The following is a 22435-nucleotide window of genomic DNA, read 5'->3' on the forward strand; positions in this document are numbered from 1 at the left end:
ACAATTACAAATTTTACAAGTTCATTTCGCTTTTATATGCACAGTCTCTTATACCCATACGATAAAATATTAAACCTTTTATTAAAATAAACTAGTTCAATGTAATTACATTGAAAAAATGGAATGAAAAAAACTACCTCATTTTAATTAAGGTAGTTAATAGATTTTAAGTTATTAAAATTGAATTAAAACCCGATATTTTTAGCGATGAGGGTTTTCACTATTTCATCTGACCCTGTATAGAATGTTGTCACAGGAATGTCTCGATGACGCCGGGCAATTTTATAATCACCCATATTTCCGTACCCATCATGTAACTGCATGCACTTTTCAGATATTCGCTTTGACATCTCCGTAATCCAATATTTAGCCATCGATACTTCAGTTATGATATTCTCCCCATTCATATGTTTACAGATCAAACCATCAACAAACGTTCTACCCAGCTGAATATCGGTCGCTATTTCAGCAATGGTAAACTGTGCGTTATTAAATTTACTTATTTTCTTACCAAATGCTTTTCGTCCTTTTATAAAATTCATCGTTAAGTGGAGCATGTCCTTAGCTGCCATTAAAGACCCAATCGCACACATAAGTCTTTCCTGCTGCAGTTTTTGCATTATATATGAAAGGCCCTTCCCTTCCTCTCCAAGGATGTTCCCAACAGGAACTGAAGCATCATCGAAAAATAGTTCGGCTGTTTCTGAGCTATTCTGGCCTGCTTTTTCAAGCTTTCTGCCTCGTGTAAGCCCTGGCGTATCTTTATCAATGAGCAACAAACTGATTCCATCATTGGAAGGAACAGCATCAAGATCAGTTTTACATGCTACAATCAATAAGTCAGCTTTAAAGCCATTTGTGATAAACGTTTTGGCTCCATTGACAATATAATACCCATCTTTCTTGATGGCTGTGGTTTGGATATTTGCTAATTCTGAACCCATTCCTGGCTCTGTCATTGCAAAGGCAGAAATCATTTCTCCTGAAATGAACTTGGGTAAATACCTTTGTTTTTGATCTATTGTTCCGAATGAAGCAATATACGGGGCCACAACATCAGAATGAATTGAAATTCCTACTAAGGCTGATCCAACTATTTCCAATTCCTCTGCCAGAACAACTGAATACCCAAAATCTGCTCCTACACCACCGAATTCCACATCAAGCCATGGACATAAAAATCCATTATCCCCAATCTTTTTCCAAAATGAGCGAGGTACTTCCCCCTCTTTTTCCCACTGATCATAAAAGGGGATAGCTTCCTTATCGAGAAATTCACGAATTGATTGTTTAAATAATAAGTGTTCTTCTGTGAGGAAGGAACGTGAATCATTCTTATTGAACGCCATCGTGTTAACCATGGGTTAACCTCCATTCGATAATGATTTTGTTGAGATACATCAATGTGAAATATCTTGTAATCCACAACCATGATCAAGATAAATAGGTTAAATATATAGATGTAAACGGTTACAATAATAAAATCATCAAACTGTCAAAATGGCCCATAATATTCATGTTCAACAAAAGTATTGAATTCCCTTTTAAAAATCTATTTTTTATCCTTTTAAATTCATTTTTGATTATATTATTTGAAAAGCTACCCGATTTAAGAAAATGATGATTGATACTTAACTGATTAAATATGGGTTAATCTTGTATTCTGACGAGGTTATTTTTGTAATATTACTTGTCTCAATTTAAGATTTGATTGAAAAAATCAATCTAATAATGGGAAAACCGTATTGAAAGTAGAAGTAAATCCCAGATTCGTGCCACCTTACTTTTTACAAGTATTTTTTCTTTATCTCCAATTTTTTTATGATTTTTCCGAATCATCTTTTTGATCATCATTATCGCTTTGGCTATTTTGGTGTTGTGTGTTGAAGCCAATGACAAGGCAGTCTCATTAGAAAATATAACTTATGGTAGGGTTCCTAGATTATTATTCAGATTAACAACGACTCCATTCAAAAGGAAAGCCTCCAAGGACAGTGTGAATTATACGTGCCGTAAGGGGTATTTTGGGATTAAATAATAATCCTCTCTTTCCGAATGCCTACATATTGCACAAATGTGGTCTTCTCTTCCTCTGATACATGATATGATTACTTTAACTGCATAAGAAAAGGCGATCCTTCTTAATGAAGAATCGCACCTATCATTCGATAAGGAGTACCTCAAGCAAAACGCAGATTTACAACGTTAAGAATATTCCAGAATAAAAAAAATCCCAATCTCTCAGTGATATTAATGAGAAATTGGGATTTAATTATTCTTCACCAATTGTGCCTTAAGTTGGTTACCTTGGAACGATTTTAACTAATCATTTCCTTATTAGTAAAAAATTCAGTTATAATCTTTTGCCTAATCATATTCAATCATTAAATAAATTTTTTTCGCATTGATTGTTTCTTATTGATTTCATTCAAAATAACCGCTATTTCGTGCGAATTTTCAATATATGATGTTCCAATCTGGATTTATACAAGCTCAACTATTGATTTTAAGTTGGAACGGAAAAGTCACCAAATCAGCTGCTTTGGGCTATTTTTATACTAGAAAAAAATTATTGTTGACCCTCTGTGTAAATTTGAAAAGTTACACCGAATTTGTCCGATACAATCCCATAAGCAGGGCTAAAAAAAGCTTCCTGCAGGGGCATTTTCACTTGTCCATCTTGCGACAAGTATTCAAAAATTTGTTTTGATTTTTCGATATCGTTAGTTGAAATACAGATCGTAACTTGATCTCCAGTTTGACTAGTTTGACCTGGAAACATATCTGAAAACATGAGGTCCGTTTCTCCAACCTTTAACATTGCGTGTGACACAAGTTCCTTTGCTTCTTCTGGTATAGGAAATTCCGGGTTTTCTGGCATTTCTCCAAAAGTTTGATTAAAAAGGACCTTTGCACCCAATGCTTTTTCGTAAAATTGGATCGCTTCCTTCGCATTTCCGTTCATCATTAAATAGGGAGATAATCGCATTGTCATAATTAAATAGCTCCTTTGGTTCTAATTTTTTTTACAAACCTTGAGTAACTTCCAAGCTTCCTTTTGAACTTGTCAGTGATAATAACCACTATACCATTATTACCCATGATTGTATTTTATAATAAAGAACATATGTTCGTCAATATATATTACTTGAAGAATAACAATTTTTTGAGCATTTTAAACAAGAACTAGAAGATTATATCCATTACTACAATCACCAACGCATCAAGGTGAAATTAAAAGGCATGAGCCCAGTAGATTACTCGGTTCATGCCCTCAAAGCTGCCTAACTAACTAAAAAAAGTGTCTAATTTTTTGGGTTCACTTTAATTGATAAGCTCTTTTTTTGACTTTAGTCTATGTGTTTCAATTTGGTGAGCATAAAACTTAACACTTTGATATTGTATATCCTTATTAACTCGCTATTATTTCTGAATCTTGTCCTTTTTTATGGTTTGGTAACTTAGAATCTATCGATAGGAATCGGCTTCCATTTAATACTAGGTGAAGTGCAATAATCATAAGAATAAGGTCTAATTCGAATCCTGCACCTTCTCCATTCCCCATAAAGCCTGCTGGAAATTTCACATAAACAATTGCACCAGCCATAATGAATATAAGGAGAGCAGAAATTATTCTTGTTCCAAGACCTAAAATTAAAGCAATTCCTCCAACCAATTCAATTGTACCAACTACATAGGCCATAAATCCCGGAATGCCTATAGTTTGAAACCATCCAGAAATGTTATCCAATCCAGTTTGGAATTTTGACAAACCATGCATCAAAAATGTAATTCCCAACATTACTCTTAATAAAAAGGTACCGATTTCTTGTTTTTTCATGACACATCTCCTTTTATTGTATTTTACACTACAAAGTGTAGTGTAAAGGTATAAAAAAATCAAGTGAAAGTCATCCGACAATCACTATAGTCATTCCCAATAGTATAATCAAAACATAAATAGAGACAAAAATCGTGGTAATATCAGCCCTTAAAGGAATTGTACTTTTAGGATCAACTAATTCCTGAAGTCTATAGTTAACTGATTCATGCGAGAAGTGGACAAGGACAGGAGAGGATTTATCAGAGCAACAATGTTTAATTAACTTCAACAAAGCAGCGCTTATGCCTAATTCAGTCCCCATTTTATTAATCGCATATTCATCGGCTAATAATTCACTAATTATTTTGTAATTTTCATAACACCATTTTGTCAGTGGGACAAACCATAACGCCTGTGAGATCAACTGTAAAATAAAGATTACCAATGGATCATATTTTTTTTGGTGAAAGGCCTCATGCTCTACTACTGCTTCTAGCTCATCAAAGTCCAATAATTGAATTAAACCAGTACTAAACACAATGAAAGGTCGCCTGAAACCAAGCGTAAACGCAAGAGGTTGATCAGAATTCACAACTAAGATATCTTTGTTGGCCCGTTTGAATGTTTCGTTTATAGACCTTGTCTTTTCAACGTTTTTGTAGTTAAAAAGCTTTTGTTTAAACCTTCTGGAAAGGAGATATTGCTCTGCAATTTTGAATAGGGTGATCAATATACTATAGGATATTACTATAATGAGCAGTGTGATGACCACAAAGTAGTATACTGAACCTTCTTTGAATAGACTAAAGCAAAATTTAAAAAAGTTGGCTTTAATATTTACTCCAAAAAAGATGTGTACCAAAAACGCTCCCATTTGGCTCCATACTACACCGGCAATTAGAAGACTAAGGCTTATCACAAAATAAGACTTTTTCTTCCACATTATAATTTATCCTTTTTTAACGATTGAATTTTTTGTTCCAATTTTTCAATTAAAGCTTGGTCAGCGTCTTTCATGGCATCAAGCATATGGCTAATGACAGCACCACCAAATTCATCTAGCAAATTCTCAGTCAGTTTCTTTGACTGCTCTTCTAAAAACTCCGCTTTAGATTGCACAGGGCGAAATAATGAAAGCCTTCCTTCAGACCTCTTTTCAAGTATGCCTTTTTCGACTAGACGATTCATGACTGTCATTACTGTATTAAAGTTGATAGGCTTGTCAAGCTCCAATGATTGCTGCACCGCTTTAATACTCTGTTCATTTTTATCCCATAAATATTCCATGATACTAGCTTCCAAGGGACCAAAGAAACGATTCAGTCCAACTTCATCATATTTAAAATTTTTAATATTCATCATTTACCCTCCCACTACGAATTGTAGTGGAAATTCTTGTTAGAATCAAGTTTCATCAGGAAGATTAGATCTGATGTATATCCAAATTTCTTTATGGGCCGGCACAATCGAATTTGTAACCCTTCTTGGATTATTAATTGTTAAGCTTAATTGAGTCGAGTAATGCATACAAGATTGAAGTATGGTTTGAAATAGCGTGTTAATTACATGATCCCGACCATCGAAATGTTTTTCATGACCTGAAAACATTTGATTAATTGCTTTAATAGCTTTTCCAGCACCAATAGGGCCTACCAAATGATTATTTGGCCATTCATTACCTCCAACACTGGCCTGGCTTTTTCCAGTACTTCTGGATCTCCACCTGCTATTACAGTCAAAATTCCTTTCAGCTCCAAATGTTCCCCTGCTAACAGGAACATCCAAAACCCGGATCCTTTTTTCCTGATAAGCAGAATGAATCTCCATAAAAATTTGCTTTTATATTAAATCTCAGTTTTTGCTTCGAATTTTAAAGAAACGAGCCTAATAAAGGCTCGTTTCACTAATTAATGATTAACTCCTTGTTGTAAGTTTTTCTATTTCATGAGAATTATAGAAATGATACCCTTGTGTCGGCTTTTGGGCCGCAGCATACATTGCAGCAGCTACTTTGTATGCTTCTATGGCACGATATGGACGTAAAGGGCCAACAAAGAGAAATTTAGCAAAAGAACCAATCATACCAGAAATCTTTTCACCTGCCCTAAATTCCTTTCGTTCACCAAGAAGTAAGGACGGGCGAAATATATGTACAGAATTCAATTCTAGTTGTTGTAGTGTTCCTTCCACATCGCCTTTAACACGACTGTAGAAAAACTTGGATTTGGAATTGGCTCCCATGGCTGTTATGACGAGAAATTTCTCAACATTAGATGCTTTCGCCATTTTTGCCGCTTCAATAACAAGTTCATAATCAACTTTACGAAAAGCTTCTTTCGATTTGGCTTTCTTAATAGTTGTACCTAAACAAATAAAAACATCAGTGACATTGAATAAATCTGCATATCTGACTAAATTATCAAACTCCACAACATGGACTTCGCAATTAGGTTCTTTAGATTCTATTTCCCTTCTAGTTAGCAAGTGGATTTCCTTATAATTATTGCTGTTACTTAACTCTTTAACTAAATGGGTACCAACGACTCCAGTTGCACCTAAAATCAATGCAGTTTTTATTGTCATGATTTCCTTCTTTCCTTTATAAGCTACTAAATAGCAGCTATACTTTTATTTCATTTTTTCTTCCTAAAGAACTTTTTGAAAATCATAGAGTATTAGGATAGATGATTTACTTGATTAAAATCCTCAATAATCCAGGAATCCATCTCAAATCTAATCGTACTTAAACAAGCATTAAATAACCTCATTTGTTTTGATACGATTGCCTCATTTGACATCAATCGTAAAATAAAATGAATCACTGCGCCATGTGCAACAAGGATCACTTTCTTCTCAGGATACCCCTGCTGAATCTCTTGAAGTCCTTTTACCAGCCTATCACGTAAAGACTCCTGACTCTCCTGATTAGGATAGACTTTATCACTGAATGCAGACTCTCTTTCATGCGCTGTCATTCCTTCAGCAGAGCCAAAGTTCTTTTCTATGAATTCTAATTTTTCAATCACTGGCCTATCAATATAGGAGCTAATGATTTCGGCAGTTTCTTTAGCCCTTTTTAGAGGGCTTGTAATAATTACATCCCAATCTGCTTTAGACAAAAATTCACCACACTTCTGTGCTTGTATCTTTCCTTGTTCATTTAGTGGGATGTCAGTCTGTCCCTGCAGTTTTCCTAATGCATTCCAATCAGTTTGACCATGACGTACTAGACAAATAGTAGTAATTGTCCCCAAACCTCTCTATGTAAAATCTTTATTTTTTCACTTCTTCAATGATGGAATGACCTTCACTCTGCTCGAGATCTAACCATTTCCACTTTTCATGCAATCGGACTCGTCCATCAGGCAACATTTCCGGCGTGGAAAGACAGCTACCTCCTCTAATTTCACCTTTTTCATTAATATGATTGTACCTAAATTCCAGTGACCCATCCATATTAACAACACCTATTAAAGTCCCTTTAATAATCTCTCCCCCTTCATAACTTGCTGTAAGTATATTTCCTTCTTGTGAATAGTAAAAGAATGTATTTGCCGATACTTCTCCATTTTCCGAATTATCTTTTGCTATAAATGTTCTTCCGTTATAATTAAGCATAGACAATCCCCCCAGATAAATTATTTAGGATAATGATACCAAATTAAAGCAAAAAAGAGTATTATGAAATTCTCAAACACATTAAATTATAGGATTTTCTATGATTAGAAATGCTGAGAATAAATACATAATATTTCCATTGAATTCATCCATTGTCTTATGATTAGATTATGGAAGATGTTTCATATGGGAGGGCGATTCTATATGAAATATCAAAGAAATTATAAAAAAATTGGTGAGGTGCTCAATTGAAAGAAATTCTGCTCATTTTATTATTGCAACTTATTTATGTTCCAATTTATACACTACGGACTATATTTTTAGTGAAAAATATAACCGTACTGGCATCTATATTAGGCATTGCAGAAATGTTAGTATACGTTTTTGGTTTATCTCTTGTATTTGGCGGTGACCAAAGCATAATCGCCATGGTTGTATATGCAGTTGGTTTTGGTATCGGGATTATTTTTGGAACGAAAATTGAGCAAAAACTCGCCATCGGTTATATAAATGTAACCGTTAATACTCAAGCAAAAAATGAATATTTGATTGATACTTTAAGAAGCATTGGATTCGGTGTCACTCTTTATACCGGTGAAGGAAGGGACAGCAACCGTTATCGGATGGAAATTTTAACAAAACGAAACCGAGAGCAAGAATTAATTGCAACAGTTGAAAAGTTTGAACCAAAAGCCTTCATTATTTCTTATGAACCAAGGTATTTTAAAGGTGGGTTTTTACTGGATCGGTTGAAGAATAAAGCAAGCTGAATAAAAAGACTACAAAAGCCCATCTTTTTCAAGATGGGCTTTTCCTTACGTTCTATAATCTCTTGGCTATCTCACGATTTGAATACAAGACGTGAATTTGTTTATGACACGATTTATAGAGAAGAACAAGATCTTCCTAGGTGTTAATTGATAGTTGATCAAGTTCACAAGTACCTCACAACCCATAATCTAAAATCGGTTACGGTTTAACAGACTTTCCTTCTTCAACTACATGAAACATCAAGTGTGCAAGATGATGGATTGGTCCATAGTCTTCGTTGTCTTCTTCATCCTCTTCCTCCTCCATTTCATCCATGCCTTGTAAATAAAGGGCCATGAATTCATAAAAATCATTTTTGGAGAACGAGTAACAATCACTAGGATCCTGACTATCTTCTTCATATTGTAGAACAAGATTTGATAAATCTCCTTCATCATCCTCTGCATCAAAAAAGACGAAAGATCCCATATTTGTATCCAGTTCAAATAACCTGCGGATTCCACGTGATGCTGATTTTTCAAATTCTGCGGTCGTCAATTTTTGTACCTGCATGCTGTCAACATTATCTTCTTGATGGAAACTCACAATAAATGTGTTCATAACGTATTACCTCCTGTTGAGTATGGATAACCCATAGTATCCCCATTTTACCGAATTTATCCGAGTTAAAGAGCTGTTTCCAAAACAACCGGACAATGATCACTGCCCATAATATCGCAATGAATATTGGCCTCTATTAAAGAATCCACGAGACGATGGGAAACAATAAAATAATCGATTCTCCATCCGATATTCCTCTCCCTTACCTTACTCATATATGACCACCAGGTATAAGCACCTTCCTGGTCAGGATAAAAATGGCGGAACGTATCAACAAACCCTGCATCAAGTAAATCAGTCATTTTACCTCGTTCTTCTAATGTGAAACCAGAATTCCCAACATTTGGTTTAGGGTTTTTCAAGTCTATTTCCTGATGTGCTACATTTAGATCGCCACAATAGATAACTGGTTTTACTAAGTCTAGCTCTTTCAGATAATTACGAATTTCATCTTCCCATTCAAGACGATAATCAAGTCTTGATAAATCTCTTTTGGCATTTGGCGTATAAACATTAACCATATAAAATTTTTCATACTCGAGTGTTATGATTCTGCCTTCCGGTTCCTCACCGCGTTCCCCTACACCATATTTGACTGAAAGCGGTTTTTCCTTCGTGAAGATGGCTGTACCTGAATAACCTTTTTTCAAAGCATAATTCCAATATTGATGATACCCCTCTAGTTCAAGTGAAATCTGCCCTTCTTGAAGTTTCGTTTCTTGAAGACAAAAAATATCTGCGTCCACATCTTTAAAGTAATCTAAAAATCCTTTCTTAACACAAGCTCGAATTCCATTTACGTTCCAAGAAACCAATTTCATAATCTTTTACAATCTCCTTATAGCAAACTTTTCTTTTCTATCACAACTATACTATTGATTTGATTTTTTGCCCATCAGAGTACATTAGAAAATAACCGGGCAAAAGATTCTTTTGAGCGTTCCAGCAAACCTCGATTATTATAACTTAATGGATCTAGTTTTTCGCTATCCTTCATATCCTCTTGATAATGAGTGACTAGATCGTTAATGGAACTGCTACCCATAAGGAAGACATTCACCTCGAAATTAAGATGGAAACTCCTCATATCCATGTTTGCCGTTCCAATTGAAGCAATATCACCATCCACAATGATAAGTTTTTGATGCAAGAAACCCTTTTTGTACGAGTAAACTTCTACGCCAAATTGAAGAAGTTCACCGAAATAAGAACGACTCCCATATTGGGTTAAAAAACCATCATTTACCGCAGGAACCATAAGTCTGACTTGTATCCCTTTTAAGGCAGCATGCTTAATCGCTGCTTTGATCGCTTGATTCGGTACAAAGTATGGACTTGCAATCCAGATTGATTTTGTTGCACAAGTTATCAGAGAATAGTAAAAATCACTCATGATTCCCTGCTGTGTATCAGGGCCACTGGCAACAACCTGAACCGCTCCATCTCCTTTTTCAACTCTGGTATTGATCTCCGGACGTTCTTCTAAAACATCTTCTCCACTTACATATTCCCAATCTAACAGGAATACCGTATGAAGCATGTAAACGGCTTCCCCTTCAAGGACCATATGCGTATCACGCCAAAATCCAATGTTTTTATTTCTTCCTAAATACTCCTCACCAATGTTCAAACCACCCACAAAACCAATTTCCCCATCAATGATGATGATTTTTCGGTGATTCCTAAAATTAAACTTTTGATTGAAAAATCCGTGTTTTAACGGCGAAAATGGATATGCTTTAACACCTGCCTTTTTCATCCGCTTAACTTCATTATTTGAAAGACTTAAACTACCTGCAGCATCAAAAATAAATAAAACTTCTACACCTTTTTTTGCCTTTTCAATTAGAATATCTATAATTTCTGTTCCAAGTCTATCTGAACGGAAAATATAATACTCAATATGAATGAATTTTTCCGCTTTCTTTAACTGTTTAATGATTTCTGAAAACGTTTCATTTCCATTTTTCAACACTTCCGTTTTTGAAGCTGTACTTATAGTCGTCTCAGAAGCATTCTTGGCAAAAGCTGCAAAGGACTTCTGATGATTGTTCAAGAACGTAAGGTCTGGTGAAGATACATGGGTGACAAGACTTTTCCATTCTTCCCGGTCTTTTTTTCTTTTACTTTGGAACAAATACCCCTTTAAATAAAGTTGGCCAGAAAACAAGTAAAAGACATAGCCAAATACAGGGAAAAATAAAAGCACATACATCCATAGAAGAGTATCATGTGCAAATCTATTTTCTAGCATCAGTGAGTATATCGTAATAAACATAACAAAAACATATAACCCAATAAAAATTAGCTTCGTGTTGAAGCTAACCTGACTAAAAACGATCATATAAACCGATACGATTAAAATAAATAAAAATACAAATTCCATTCTTCTTCTTCTCATTTTTTCATTCTCCTACACTGCAATATTATATATATCTGTCATATACCCATATCTCATTGCAAAAGAAACAAAAACACTTACGAAGACAAATTTCGTAAGTGTTTTATCTTTTTCTTTATCTGATTTTTACAGGAATTAAGCTTTCATACAGGTCAAGGTATTTTACGGATGACGAAGCCCAACTAAAATCCAGTTTCATTGTATTTTCAACCAACTTCTTCCACCTTTTCGGCTGGAATTTATACATTCCTACTGATTGCTCAATTGTATGAAGCATATCGTGTGCATTATAATTCGTAAAACTAAAACCATTTCCCTCGTCAGTAAATTGATTGTATGGAATAACCGTATCCCGAAGCCCACCGGTCTCCCTTACTATCGGTAATGTACCATACCTCATCGCCAAGAGTTGCCCGATTCCACATGGTTCGAATTGAGAAGGCATTAAAAATAAATCAGATCCAGCATAAATCCGTCTTGCCAATCCTTCATCAAAGTATGTATTCACCGAAACTTGATTTGGATATTGATCAGCCAGATTACGGAAGACCGATTCATATTGTTCATCACCGGTACCTAGTAGAATGAATTGAATTCCTTGGTTTATCATTTCATGAAAAACATGAAGAATAAGGTCAATTCCTTTTTGATCAACCAGCCTGGTTACCATTGATATAACAGGGATGCCATCATTGACTGGGAGATTCAATGATTCCTGTAACTGACGTTTATTTTCCATCTTTCCATCATAGGTGTTAAAGGGAATCGAAAGGAATTCATCTGTGACAGGATTATATTCTTCATAATCAATCCCATTAATAATTCCTCTAAGATCGCCACTTCGTTTACTTAAGAAACCATTCAAATTCTCACCATAATATGCAGTCTGAATTTCTTCTGCATAACTTGGGCTTACAGTTGTGACAATGTTTGAGAAAGCAATACCTGCTTTCAGATAACTGACATTTCCATGGAATTCTAGTCCGTCGATATTAAAATACAATTCACTCAAATCCAATAATTCTGCTAGAACAGTTTTTGAATAAACTCCTTGGTAGCGTAAATTATGTATCGTAAATACTGTTTTAATATCTTGGTAGAAAGGATGATTGTGATAATGAGCTTTCTTCAGGACACTGACCAGGCCTGTTTGCCAATCATGACAGTGAATGATGTCCGGCTTTTCTTCTAAATAAGGTAGAGCTTCTAAAATGGCACGGGAGAAAAAGGCAAATCTCTCACCATCATCGAAAAACCCATAACTTCCATGTCTTTTGAAATAATATTCATTATCAAGAAAATAATATGTAATTCCATTTGCAACAAGCTTTTCAATTCCGCAAAATTGCTGACGCCATCCAACAGGAACTTCGATACTCGTAATATGTCTCATATCCTGTTTAAAATGGAAAGGAAGATCCTCAAATTTTGGAAGAATAACACTTACATGGACTCCCTGTTTTTTTAGCGCTTTCGGGAGCGCACCTATTACGTCTCCTAGCCCTCCCGTTTTTATAAAAGGGGCGCATTCTGAAGCAGCAAATAAAACATTCATTGCCGCACCTCCTCTATTAAATAATTTCTGCTTTTTTTATTACAGTCGGTTGTTTTATACCAATAACTGTTTTCTCACTAGTAATTTTTACTTCTTTGTCAGAAATAATATTTTCTACGATTGCACCTTCTTCTATCTCACCTTTTTGCATGATGATACTATTCCTTATGATAGCACCTTTTTTTACCTTTACCCCACGAAAAAGTATACTGTTTTCGACAGTCCCCTCAATAACACAACCGTTGGCTATTAAAGAATTAGTAACCTTAGAGGATCCTGAATATTTGGTAGGTGCTTCATGTTTAATTTTTGTATAAACATCCCATGTATCACCGAAGAAAGAGCGGATAACTGAAGGATTCAAAAAATTCATATTGCTTGAATGAAAACTTTCAATCGAGTGGATAAATGGCATATCTCCGGTGAAATTGTAACCTTTAACATTAAAACGATGAAGGTTAGCTTTTACAGCATCTTTCAAGAAGTCATTTTCCCCACTAGCGACACAGCTTTTGATCAATTTCACCAAAAGGGTTTTACTTATAATGAAGGTTTCTAGACAAACATGGTCTCCAGGTCTAGGTATCGTATAAAAGCTAATGTCCGTGATATCTTCATCTGAATCAACTGAGCAGGTGTGATAAATTGGTTTTTCTATCAATTCCCCTACATAATCTTTATAGACGACTGTGATATCTGCTTTATGCTTTTTATGATAAGCAAGTACTTCATTAAAATCTATTTTGCATACATGACTTCCAGGAGAAATGATAACTGTTTCTGCATCAGCCCTCTCAAAAAAGCTGAGATGATCATAAAACTGTTTCATATCACCTGTCACAGTTTCATCTGGATGGATAGGAGGCAAGATGAACAACCCTCCTGAACGCCGATCCAAATTCCATTCTTTCCCCGACCCAAGATGATCCATAACAGAAAGATATTTTTCCTTTGGAAAAACGGCTACCTTCGATACATCTGCATTTATGAAGTTCGACATCGTAAAGTCAATTAGACGGTAACGTCCACCAAATGGCACGGATGCTACATTACGATGAGCAGTCAACTCTTTTAAATGTTGTCTTTCATTGATTAAGTTAATAATTCCCAACACGTTATCCATAACATCGTCCCCTTTTTCTAGTTAAGAGTAATCTTTTTTTTGTTTGGATTTGTAATGGTCTGATTTTCGCCTATCAAGGTAATTTCAGAATTAACGGCTGAATTGCCTACTACAGCACCATCTTCTATAACACAATTGCTGGCAATAATACTTCTTTCTATATGAACGTTTTCACCAATCGTAACATTAGGCATAATGACTGAATCTTTAATCGTTGATCCATATCCCACCTGTACATTATAGGATAAAACGGAGTGATCAATGTTTCCATGTATCATGCAGCCCTCATTAATAAGCGATTGGCTGACCTCTGCTTCTGATGATATATATTGTGGAGGGTGATTTGCATTTCGAGCAAAAATCTTCCACTGCTGATCATCCAACTGGAAATTTGGTGTTTCCTCCAATAAATCCATATGTGCCTGCCAAAGGCTCTCAACGGTTCCAACATCCTTCCAATAATCATTAAAACGATAGGCAAAAAGTTTTTTTCGATCTTCCAGCATCTTTGGAATAATGTTGCTGCCGAAATCATTGGATGAATTCACATCTTTTTCATCGTTAATTAAGTATTTCCTTAAGGTCTTCCAATTGAAAAGGTAAACACCCATAGAAGCCAGGTTACTCTTTGGATATTTTGGTTTCTCATCGAATTGAGTAACCCTATCGGCTTCATTCGTATTCATAATGCCAAAACGGCTTGCTTCCTGCCAAGGTACTTGAATGACAGCTATTGTGGCCTCTGCATTTTTTTCGATATGATAATCAAGCATTTTGCTGTAATCCATTTTATAAATATGGTCACCTGATAGGATCAACACGTGTTCCGGATCATAGTTATCAATGTATTGGATATTTTGATAAACAGCATTGGCTGTTCCTTTATACCACTCGCCGCCTTCTTTCCCTTGATATGGAGGAAGAACAGAAACCCCTCCAACATCTAGATCTAAATCCCAAGCTTTACCGTTACCCACATAATCATTAAGTATCAAAGGCTGATATTGGGTCAGTACCCCAACAGTATCAATACCAGAATGAGTGCAGTTACTCAATGGAAAATCGATGATTCTATATTTCCCCCCGAACGGAACAGCTGGTTTGGCCAGCCCAATAGTTAATTCACCTAATCTTGAACCCTGCCCTCCTGCCAATAACATTGCAATCCACTTTTTCGCTCCCATTAATCGTTCACTCTCCCGCGTCTTTTTTTGGTTTGCTTCATGTAAATCGATACGCCTAATGGAGGTACTGTTATTTCCATACTGAATAGTTGATTATGATAAGGCTCTTTTTTTACATTTATGGGTTCTTTATTAACCTGACCTGACCCTCCGAAAGCTACAGAATCACTATTAAAGACCTCTATATATTTCCCCTGAGATGGTACACCGATTTTATAATGATTATGAGTCTGAGCAGAAAAATTACAGACTACAATACAATAATCGCCTTTGCGTTTACCTTTTCTCATAAAGGTAAGAATACTCTGACTACTATTGTTAGGATCTATCCATTCAAAACCCTCCTGATCATGATCTAGTCTCCATAGGCAGGAAGTTTCTCTATATAATTCTTGGAGGCTACGGAAGTAATGTGCTAGCTTTGTGTGTGATTCATATTCCAATAGCAGCCAATCTAATTGCTCCTCATCTTTCCACTCAATAAACTGACCAAATTCCCCACCCATAAAGAGAAGTTTCTTACCAGGATGAGTCATAAAATAACCCAAGAGTAAACGCAAATTCGCAAATTTCTGCCAATAGTCACCTGGCATCTTATTCAATAAAGACCTTTTGCCATGAACTACTTCATCATGTGAAAAGGGTAATACGAAATTCTCTGAAAAAGCATAGAAAAATGAAAAGGTCAAAAGGCTGTGATGATTTGGTCTTTCACTCGTATCAAGTTTCATATATCGAAGAATATCGTTAGTCCATCCCATATTCCACTTATAATTAAAACCTAGACCGCCTATATCGGTAGGAGAAGTTATAAGTGGCCGGTCTGTTGCTTCTTCAGCCATCATTAAGGCGTTTGGATACTTCTTAAAAACCACTTCATTAAGTTTTTGCAAAAATTGTATTGCCTCAATGTTTTCTTCACCGCCATTTTGGTTTTTTAACTTTACCGGCAAAGGGTTATCATGATTTAAATACACCATAGAAGATACCGCATCGACACGAACCCCGTCGATATGGTAAACGTCCATCCAAAACAACACATTTGATATGAGAAAACTAATTACCTCTGGTTTAGTAAAATCGAAATTGTATGTTCCCCATATTGGGCGATCAGCTCTAGTATAATCAATTGGTTCATAGAGAGGTGTTCCATCAAATCGGGCAAGACCATGCGCATCTTTACAAAAATGGGCGGGAACCCAGTCAAGAATTACACCAATGCCGTTTTGATGGCAGCGGTTTATAAAATACTTGAAATCTTCTGGTGAGCCATAACGGCTATTTACTGAATAATATCCAGTAACCTGGTATCCCCAAGATTTATCGAATGGGTGTTCCAATATGGCCATGATTTCCACGTGTGTAAAACTATTATCAATCACATAGTCAACTAATCTATCAGCCAGTTCACGGTACGAATAAAATTCCCCGTCCTCTGTCTGTTTCCATGTTCCCGGATGAACTTCATATATCGACATAGGTTTATGATAAATATTTTCTTTTTTCCTATCGGCTATCCATTTCGAATCTTGCCATTCAAAATTATCCAACCTTTTAATGACAGAGGCTGTATTTGGCCTTATTTCCGAATAAAAAGCATAAGGATCGGCCTTTAGGATACGTTTATTTCCGGATGTATGTATTTCGTATTTGTATAGCTCTCCTTCTTGTAATCCTGGTACAAACAACACCCAGATACCTGAACGCTCAATCCGCTCCATAGCATGATCATTTCCATCCCAATTATTAAAATTACCGACTACTGAAACTTGCTTGGCATGGGGTGCCCAAACGGCAAATCTGACTCCTGTTTTACCTGATGATGTAACAAAGTGTGCCCCAAGCATTTTATAACTTTCATAAAGTGTGCCTTCATGAAATAAATACAAATCAAAATCGCTTGGATAAATCTCTTGTAGCTGGTCGATAATTGTATTCAAATTTTACCCCTCCATCAACATGAACTCGATAACATTTTTCCCTTCCTTCCCCAGATATTATATATATTCGATGGAAATTATATTAATCCTTCAAATGGAGGTGAAGTTATTGTAATTAATGTCCTTTTTTTAAATTTTAAAACATTTTTCGTAAAATATAACCATTTTATGTAAAATAAAGCACAAAATTAAAGCCCTTCCCATATTTTAGGAAGAGCTCTAAGTAGCCATGTACGAAAACTTCATGTTACTTGTTCAGTACGTATCATTTTAGTTTTTGTTAAGAATAAATAAGATAAAGAAACGGACCATGCCAGAGGAGTATTTCCGTTAGGTATATTACTGCCTCCGATATATAATTCAGGAACTTCCCAGTTCTCTGGTATTATATTTTTTGTTTTCTCTATATATTCCTTTGCCTTGTTCATCATACCTAGTTCATGATAGCATAATCCCAGCCACGGAAGTCCGAAACACCACTCTGCTTCTTGACCTTCATTATAATAAAGGTCCCTTTCATACCGTATACAGCCGTTTGTTCTTTCAAGACGTTCTGAAACATTCTGCAATATTTTAAGGGCTGTATCTCGATCGACAAGCCGGTAAGGATAAATTAAAGATAGAAGGGCTAAGTCCGTCTCTTTCGTATAGCTTTCTCTTGGAAGCAAAAAACGAAGTGTTTCCTCACCCCTTTTAATTAATTCCTCTTTTACGTTGACCAGCATTTTAACGGAATTCAAACCAGCTACACAGGCACCGATACTGGAAGCGTGAATTTCTATATTTTCTTCCCAAATGCCATTATCTTCTGACTGCCAATATTGTAGGCATTCCAAGTAGTTAACTAACTTTTGAACAATCCGTAAATCATGCTCATCTCTTAACACCTTTTTACCATACCGGTACCCTTCACCAACTCCCCATAAAAAGGCACCAATCGCATCATTTTGAGCATGCCCCCACTCTTCCGGAAGTTCTTTAAGATCAGTAGAATATCTAGAATGGATATGTTCAAAAAGATACTGGGGTTTCTGTTCAGTATGAATATCTATTTTCCATTCGTAAGTTCGAAATAACTCAAATAACGCATGGTACGCTTTCTCATAACGATCGGATGTATCATTTAAAAAAGGCAATACTGTATATACGACATCCCGGATCCAGACATAATTATAATCATTGGAAACACTCGCTGTATACGCTCCATTGGAAAGACGCATACGATCAAGAACCTCTAGTGCACCGTTTACATTCATTAGTTATACACCTCCGAAGCTATTTGCTTATTCTCATTGTTGACAGCCTTCCATTTTCTAAACGTTTTGCCATTTATTTTAAATTATAAGCGCTTTCAATTCTGTTATCAGAAACTACATTCTAGAAGTTCATTTAGATTAGTTTATGTACTAAAGGTCTCTTTTGATAATCAAGCTTTCAATGTTCTCTAAAAAGCGTTATATGCCTATTTGATAAGAAAAAAACTTTATATTTTTTGCTATTTATATATGAGCACAAAAAAACCAGTAATGATTACTCACTACTAGTAATATTGTCCTATCGCCATAATGTTTAGTCTTTATTTTGCCTATTTTAAAAGAAAAATCTCATTACCATCAAAGATAGTACTCCTATTAGAACAGTTACTAATAAACTTCTAGTAAAAATGGCAACTATAAACGTCGGTATAGCCGCAGCTAAATTCAGTGCATTTTCCTTAATTGAAAAGACCTGCTCTGATAAAAGAAGCTCTTGTGCAAGCAAAGCAGCCATGACGGCTACTGGTACATGCTTTAACCAATTGATTCCCCACTCAGGAATCTCCATTTTGCTAAGCAGCATTAATGGAACGACTCTGGGGATGGAGGTTACAATTGAAGTACCTAAGATAACAAGAAAGATATATCCTGTTATTTCCATCTTTCAATCACCATCCCTATCGCTGAAGCTAATATTGTTGCAACTATAACGCCTGTACTTCCAGGGAAGATAAAACTTATAGCAACCACAATTAAAATGGCACTTAAAGCGACTACAAGATCTATGAAAAACTTTTTTTTACTTAGAATCTGTAAAACTAATAGACCAATAAACATAGCAGGCAGGGCAAAGTCCAACCCGTATTTTTCTGGATTCGGAATCCACTGGCCAAAAAAACCCCCTGCCATGTTTGCAACAAACCAGTTTAAATAGGCTGCTAGATTCAGGCCTAACATCCATTTAAAATCAAGTTTTTTCTTTTTCTGCGCTTGGGTGACAGCCACTCCAAACGTTTCATCAGTTAATAAGGCTCCTGTTATCAGGTTTTGCCTCGAGGTTTGATGTCGGAAATAAGGTGCCAATGCTGCACTTAGTAAAAGATGACGACTGTTAACAAAAAATATCGTGAAAATAATGGCCGATACCGGATGGCTTGCAGCAATCATACCTGCCGCTATAAATTGGCCGGATCCTGCATATAGTAAAAGAGACATAAGTGCCACTTCAATCATGCTTAATCCTGACGTTTTTTCGACTACCCCTGCTGCAAACCCAATGCTTAAGTATCCCAATAATGTCGGTATACAATCCCTAACTCCCTGCCAAAAGCCTTCACCTTCTTTAACTTCGGAAAAAGTACTACTTTTCCATTCCGCACTATCCTGACTCACATAAAACTCCACCCTTGTTTTAATATGTAACATTAACTATATTTTAAATTGTCGATAAGTACTGGCAACTCACTATATATTTCAATAATTTCTTCAATTCTCATTCTTACTAAACCGCTTGATGATGGAGCAACAAATTCCTTCGTCACGATATCGTCTGAATTTTTTTGGAGTCCCCATGCATTTTTTCGTATTTGCCGATATTCCTGATAGACACCCTTACCAACGAAACAGACTAGTAAGGGTTTGTATTTTTCAATTTTTTTCTTTAATTGTTTCCTTCCTTCTACATACTCTTCTTTTGTGATTTCATCAGCACCTCTTGTAGGCCTAGAAACGATATTTGTAAAACCATAGCCTAAATCTAGTAACGAAGAATCTTCAGTTGGATGATATTTTCTAGGGGTCAGACCAGATTCGAAGAGAATTTTCCAAAAGCGATTGTTGGGATTCGCATAATGATGACCTGTCTGCCCTGAACGGATACTTGGATTAAAGCCAACAAACAAAATATCTAGGTTTTCCTTCAAATGATCGGATATGCCCTCCATTGTATAACCCCTTTTCCATTCTCTTAGATATTATTGTACAAAACTGAAAAATATTTTCCTACCTTTTCCGACATTATTTTGCTGAAAATGTAATAGGTAACTAGGAGTGTTGGCGCCACCCATATAGTCCAAGGTTTTCGGGCCATATAATGCCGAATCGACACGCACCAGACTTTACAGAAGGGTCTTTTCCTTTCTGTAAAGTCTGTAGTAACACCATGCCTAACACAATGGAAAGGTAGTAGATTTATTCATGAGTAAAATAAAGAAGAAACCTGCTAGCTAAAATCGTTAGCAGGATTCTTCTTTTCCTTTTACTGCCGCTTTCATTCTAAGTAAAGCTTCAGTTAGAACCTCACGCGGACATGCAATATTTATACGTTCAAAACCATAGCCACCGCTACCAAACTTCATACCTTCATCGAGCCGAACTCTTACATTTTCTAAGAAGAACGAATGCAATTTGTCATGTGGAATTCCTAGATCTCGACAATCTAACCAAATCAAATGGGTTGCTTCTGGTTTCACAATTTTAATTGAAGGAATATATTCTTTTAGAAAGGAACAAACATATTGAAGATTCTCTTCCAAATACCCCTTTACTTCTTGGAGCCAAGGTAAACCATTATAGTAGGCAGCAATCGTTCCTTCCACGGCAAAGGCATTTGGACGCATTAATCCATATCCTGTTAAAAGCGCCTCATACTTTTCTTTAACATCTTTATTCGGAATAATAAAAATAGAGCTTTGCATTCCCGCAATGTTAAATGTTTTACTTGGTGCGGCACATGTAATAGAAAATTTTAAATGGTTTGGATGAACCGTTGCAAATGGTATGTGTTTATAACCTGAGTAAGTTAAATCTCCATGCATTTCATCCGAAATAACAAAGACACCATGTTTATCACAAATTTCTCCTATTTTTCTCAATTCTTCAAAAGTCCACACTCTACCTACTGGATTGTGAGGGCTACACAAAATAAATACTTTCGTATTTGGCTGTGATGCTTTTTCCTCAAAATCTTCAAAATTCATTTCATAGGCACCATTCGAATAAATGAGGGAATTGTTTAAAATGGTACAACCTTGTGTTTCAATCGTAGAAAAGAACGGATAATATACGGGGTCTTGTACGATAACCCCATCACCCGGTTGTGTTAATGCTTTTAACAATAAATTAATTCCAGGAATGATTCCCGGGCTAAAAGAAATCCATTCTCGTTTTAACTCCCAATCATATTGTGTTATCCACCAATACTGAACAGCATCATAATAACGCTCACAAAACGTACTATAGCCGTAAATTCCGTGCAGTGCCTTTTGACTTATGGCATTTACTATTTCTTCTGAAACTTGAAAATCCATATCGGCAATACATAATGGAATAATATCTTGATCTTCTATATACCATTTAACCGAATGTGTTTTTCTTCGATCAATTAATTTTTCTAGTTGCATGACTTTCTCTCCTAACTTTCATTCCCTATTGATAATCAATCCATATTATATAGGAAATTGAAGCACATAGTAGGTGTGACTTTGGCTTTTCTTAAATAAAGTCAGTTAATAACTTAGCAGCCTCGTCCATAAATCTCCAACAAATAATAATTTATCAAAAAATGCAGTAACTTTAAGAATAAAACTAAAAAAACAGGCATGCCCGTTAAGTAAGCGTTAATAACAAAGCCAGGCGTTTGTAATGCCCAAAACATCCATATCTACTTTATTTTTCTCGAAAAATATATAACGCCTTAGATTAAACAACATAAATGATGATACTTAAAAACATACTACAGATCATAAACAAAATCCCTATTTTTTTGATGTCCCCATTTCAGAGCCCCTTCGAATTATTATTTGCTTCAAATAACTGCATTAATAATTTTCACATCATACTTACTTTTTACTCTTTCTGACTTCCCACACCCTTTATCTTCCAAACACTAATCATTATGCTTCTAAACGGTCAATTCAGACTGGCGACGACTTTTGACTACCAGTAGACCTCATTTTCACAAGTTACGATGGTGTTTACGAAAAAAGAGGAGCCGGCACGAACCTAAAAATAAAAAAAGCAGAAAAAGAAGTTCATGAATTTTTCAATAAACCTAATGAAGTGGTCTATATAATAACCCTATTGTACTAAAAAAAGCAAAAGCCAGTCCTTTTTTAACAGAACTGGCCTTAAACTCTATATTTATATGTCAGAAAAGTAACCCTA

22 protein-coding genes and 1 pseudogene are annotated in these 22435 nt (G+C 35.6%); 2 read left to right on the forward strand and 21 right to left on the reverse strand.

Going from position 1 to position 22435, the window contains the following annotated elements; translation table 11 throughout:
- Nucleotides 1–185 precede the first annotated feature (185 nt).
- Both AKG34_RS12210 and AKG34_RS12215 read right to left on the reverse strand, forming a co-directional pair.
- Entirely contained in the window at nt 186–1361 is a 1176-nt protein-coding gene (locus AKG34_RS12210; RefSeq protein WP_053346311.1) for an acyl-CoA dehydrogenase family protein, read from the reverse strand.
- Nucleotides 1362–2569: 1208 nt separating this feature from the next.
- Nucleotides 2570–2995 carry a VOC family protein gene (locus tag AKG34_RS12215; RefSeq protein WP_053346312.1) on the reverse strand — a complete coding sequence of 142 codons (426 nt, stop codon included), beginning with the start codon at nt 2993–2995 and terminating at the stop codon, nt 2570–2572.
- A 173-nt stretch (nt 2996–3168) separates the two neighbouring features.
- Between AKG34_RS12215 and AKG34_RS26985 the strand changes: the two are divergent.
- Nucleotides 3169–3288, forward strand: a pseudogene (locus AKG34_RS26985) (IS3 family transposase); the annotation flags it as partial.
- A 124-nt stretch (nt 3289–3412) separates the two neighbouring features.
- Here AKG34_RS26985 and AKG34_RS12220 read toward each other — a convergent pair.
- From AKG34_RS12220 to AKG34_RS12250, 7 genes are all read right to left on the reverse strand, one after another.
- Nucleotides 3413–3841: a DoxX family protein gene (locus tag AKG34_RS12220; RefSeq protein ID WP_053346313.1), complete on the reverse strand. Its 429-nt coding sequence runs from the start codon at nt 3839–3841 to the stop codon at nt 3413–3415.
- 70 nt (nt 3842–3911) lie between these two features.
- Nucleotides 3912–4766, reverse strand: coding sequence for a M56 family metallopeptidase (locus tag AKG34_RS12225; RefSeq protein WP_053346314.1), 855 nt, complete (start codon nt 4764–4766; stop codon nt 3912–3914).
- A complete protein-coding gene (locus AKG34_RS12230) occupies nt 4766–5182 on the reverse strand; it encodes a BlaI/MecI/CopY family transcriptional regulator (protein ID WP_053346315.1) in 417 nt (138 codons plus the stop codon). The genes AKG34_RS12225 and AKG34_RS12230 overlap by 1 nt, the downstream gene beginning before the upstream one ends.
- Nucleotides 5183–5227: 45 nt before the next feature.
- Complete coding sequence (locus AKG34_RS27580; protein WP_152952283.1) at nt 5228–5650, reverse strand: hypothetical protein; 423 nt, start codon at nt 5648–5650, stop codon at nt 5228–5230.
- A gap of 87 nt (nt 5651–5737) precedes the next feature.
- Nucleotides 5738–6406 (reverse strand): NAD-dependent epimerase/dehydratase family protein, encoded by a 669-nt coding sequence (locus AKG34_RS12240; protein ID WP_053346317.1) that lies wholly within the window; start codon nt 6404–6406, stop codon nt 5738–5740.
- Nucleotides 6407–6498: 92 nt separating this feature from the next.
- Entirely contained in the window at nt 6499–7068 is a 570-nt protein-coding gene (locus tag AKG34_RS12245) for a histidine phosphatase family protein (RefSeq protein ID WP_053348092.1), read from the reverse strand.
- A gap of 28 nt (nt 7069–7096) precedes the next feature.
- Nucleotides 7097–7441, reverse strand: coding sequence for an avidin-fold protein (locus AKG34_RS12250; protein WP_053346318.1), 345 nt, complete (start codon nt 7439–7441; stop codon nt 7097–7099).
- Nucleotides 7442–7689: 248 nt separating this feature from the next.
- On the opposite strand from AKG34_RS12250, the gene AKG34_RS12255 reads away from it, so the two are divergent.
- Entirely contained in the window at nt 7690–8211 is a 522-nt protein-coding gene (locus tag AKG34_RS12255) for a DUF2179 domain-containing protein (protein ID WP_053346319.1), read from the forward strand.
- Between the two features lie 199 nt (nt 8212–8410).
- Here the strand turns inward: AKG34_RS12255 and AKG34_RS12260 are convergent, their stop codons facing one another.
- The 12 genes from AKG34_RS12260 to AKG34_RS12315 all read right to left on the reverse strand — a co-directional run bounded on the left by AKG34_RS12260 (nt 8411) and on the right by AKG34_RS12315 (nt 21672).
- Entirely contained in the window at nt 8411–8812 is a 402-nt protein-coding gene (locus tag AKG34_RS12260; protein ID WP_053346320.1) for a hypothetical protein, read from the reverse strand.
- A gap of 65 nt (nt 8813–8877) precedes the next feature.
- A complete protein-coding gene (locus AKG34_RS12265) occupies nt 8878–9633 on the reverse strand; it encodes an exodeoxyribonuclease III (protein WP_053346321.1) in 756 nt (251 codons plus the stop codon).
- 74 nt (nt 9634–9707) lie between these two features.
- Nucleotides 9708–11213, reverse strand: coding sequence for a cardiolipin synthase (cls, locus tag AKG34_RS12270; RefSeq protein ID WP_053346322.1), 1506 nt, complete (start codon nt 11211–11213; stop codon nt 9708–9710).
- Nucleotides 11214–11328: 115 nt separating this feature from the next.
- On the reverse strand, nt 11329–12768 hold the full coding sequence (gene glgA, locus AKG34_RS12275) for a glycogen synthase GlgA (RefSeq protein WP_053346323.1): 1440 nt from the start codon (nt 12766–12768) through the stop codon (nt 11329–11331).
- A gap of 16 nt (nt 12769–12784) precedes the next feature.
- Nucleotides 12785–13891, reverse strand: coding sequence for a glucose-1-phosphate adenylyltransferase subunit GlgD (glgD, locus tag AKG34_RS12280; protein WP_053346324.1), 1107 nt, complete (start codon nt 13889–13891; stop codon nt 12785–12787).
- 17 nt (nt 13892–13908) lie between these two features.
- Nucleotides 13909–15075 carry a glucose-1-phosphate adenylyltransferase gene (locus AKG34_RS12285; protein WP_053346325.1) on the reverse strand — a complete coding sequence of 389 codons (1167 nt, stop codon included), beginning with the start codon at nt 15073–15075 and terminating at the stop codon, nt 13909–13911.
- Nucleotides 15075–17015: a 1,4-alpha-glucan branching protein GlgB gene (gene glgB / locus AKG34_RS12290; protein ID WP_053346326.1), complete on the reverse strand. Its 1941-nt coding sequence runs from the start codon at nt 17013–17015 to the stop codon at nt 15075–15077. The genes AKG34_RS12285 and glgB overlap by 1 nt, the downstream gene beginning before the upstream one ends.
- A gap of 242 nt (nt 17016–17257) precedes the next feature.
- A complete protein-coding gene (locus tag AKG34_RS12295; RefSeq protein WP_053346327.1) occupies nt 17258–18271 on the reverse strand; it encodes a glycoside hydrolase family 15 protein in 1014 nt (337 codons plus the stop codon).
- A gap of 334 nt (nt 18272–18605) precedes the next feature.
- Entirely contained in the window at nt 18606–18932 is a 327-nt protein-coding gene (locus AKG34_RS12300) for an AzlD domain-containing protein (protein ID WP_053346328.1), read from the reverse strand.
- Complete coding sequence (locus AKG34_RS12305) at nt 18923–19663, reverse strand: AzlC family ABC transporter permease (protein ID WP_053346329.1); 741 nt, start codon at nt 19661–19663, stop codon at nt 18923–18925. The genes AKG34_RS12300 and AKG34_RS12305 overlap by 10 nt, the downstream gene beginning before the upstream one ends.
- A gap of 32 nt (nt 19664–19695) precedes the next feature.
- Nucleotides 19696–20214 (reverse strand): mismatch-specific DNA-glycosylase, encoded by a 519-nt coding sequence (locus tag AKG34_RS12310; RefSeq protein ID WP_053346330.1) that lies wholly within the window; start codon nt 20212–20214, stop codon nt 19696–19698.
- 291 nt (nt 20215–20505) lie between these two features.
- The gene (locus AKG34_RS12315) at nt 20506–21672 is read right to left on the reverse strand and encodes a MalY/PatB family protein (RefSeq protein ID WP_053346331.1); all 1167 of its coding nucleotides are present in this window, start codon (nt 21670–21672) and stop codon (nt 20506–20508) included.
- Nucleotides 21673–22435 lie beyond the last annotated feature (763 nt).

This window comes from Peribacillus butanolivorans (assembly GCF_001273755.1).
In the GTDB taxonomy this organism is placed as follows: Bacteria; Bacillota; Bacilli; order Bacillales; family DSM-1321; genus Peribacillus; species Peribacillus butanolivorans.

Bases quoted from the DNA above. Each gene is read 5' to 3' on its own strand.
- AKG34_RS12295 (WP_053346327.1), bottom strand. From the start codon at position 18,271: ATGAATGTAAACGGTGCACTAGAGGTTCTTGATCGTATGCGTCTTTCC.
- AKG34_RS12240 (WP_053346317.1), bottom strand. From the start codon at position 6,406: ATGACAATAAAAACTGCATTGATTTTAGGTGCAACTGGAGTCGTTGGT.
- AKG34_RS12250 (WP_053346318.1), bottom strand. From the start codon at position 7,441: ATGCTTAATTATAACGGAAGAACATTTATAGCAAAAGATAATTCGGAA.
- AKG34_RS12315 (WP_053346331.1), bottom strand. From the start codon at position 21,672: ATGCAACTAGAAAAATTAATTGATCGAAGAAAAACACATTCGGTTAAA.
- AKG34_RS12215 (WP_053346312.1), bottom strand. From the start codon at position 2,995: ATGACAATGCGATTATCTCCCTATTTAATGATGAACGGAAATGCGAAG.
- AKG34_RS12300 (WP_053346328.1), bottom strand. From the start codon at position 18,932: ATGGAAATAACAGGATATATCTTTCTTGTTATCTTAGGTACTTCAATT.
- AKG34_RS12310 (WP_053346330.1), bottom strand. From the start codon at position 20,214: ATGGAGGGCATATCCGATCATTTGAAGGAAAACCTAGATATTTTGTTT.
- glgA (WP_053346323.1), bottom strand. From the start codon at position 12,768: ATGAATGTTTTATTTGCTGCTTCAGAATGCGCCCCTTTTATAAAAACG.
- AKG34_RS12210 (WP_053346311.1), bottom strand. From the start codon at position 1,361: ATGGTTAACACGATGGCGTTCAATAAGAATGATTCACGTTCCTTCCTC.
- AKG34_RS27580 (WP_152952283.1), bottom strand. From the start codon at position 5,650: ATGGAGATTCATTCTGCTTATCAGGAAAAAAGGATCCGGGTTTTGGAT.
- AKG34_RS12220 (WP_053346313.1), bottom strand. From the start codon at position 3,841: ATGAAAAAACAAGAAATCGGTACCTTTTTATTAAGAGTAATGTTGGGA.
- cls (WP_053346322.1), bottom strand. From the start codon at position 11,213: ATGAGAAGAAGAAGAATGGAATTTGTATTTTTATTTATTTTAATCGTA.
- AKG34_RS12230 (WP_053346315.1), bottom strand. From the start codon at position 5,182: ATGAATATTAAAAATTTTAAATATGATGAAGTTGGACTGAATCGTTTC.
- AKG34_RS12225 (WP_053346314.1), bottom strand. From the start codon at position 4,766: ATGTGGAAGAAAAAGTCTTATTTTGTGATAAGCCTTAGTCTTCTAATT.
- AKG34_RS12285 (WP_053346325.1), bottom strand. From the start codon at position 15,075: ATGGGAGCGAAAAAGTGGATTGCAATGTTATTGGCAGGAGGGCAGGGT.
- AKG34_RS12260 (WP_053346320.1), bottom strand. From the start codon at position 8,812: ATGAACACATTTATTGTGAGTTTCCATCAAGAAGATAATGTTGACAGC.
- glgD (WP_053346324.1), bottom strand. From the start codon at position 13,891: ATGGATAACGTGTTGGGAATTATTAACTTAATCAATGAAAGACAACAT.
- AKG34_RS12265 (WP_053346321.1), bottom strand. From the start codon at position 9,633: ATGAAATTGGTTTCTTGGAACGTAAATGGAATTCGAGCTTGTGTTAAG.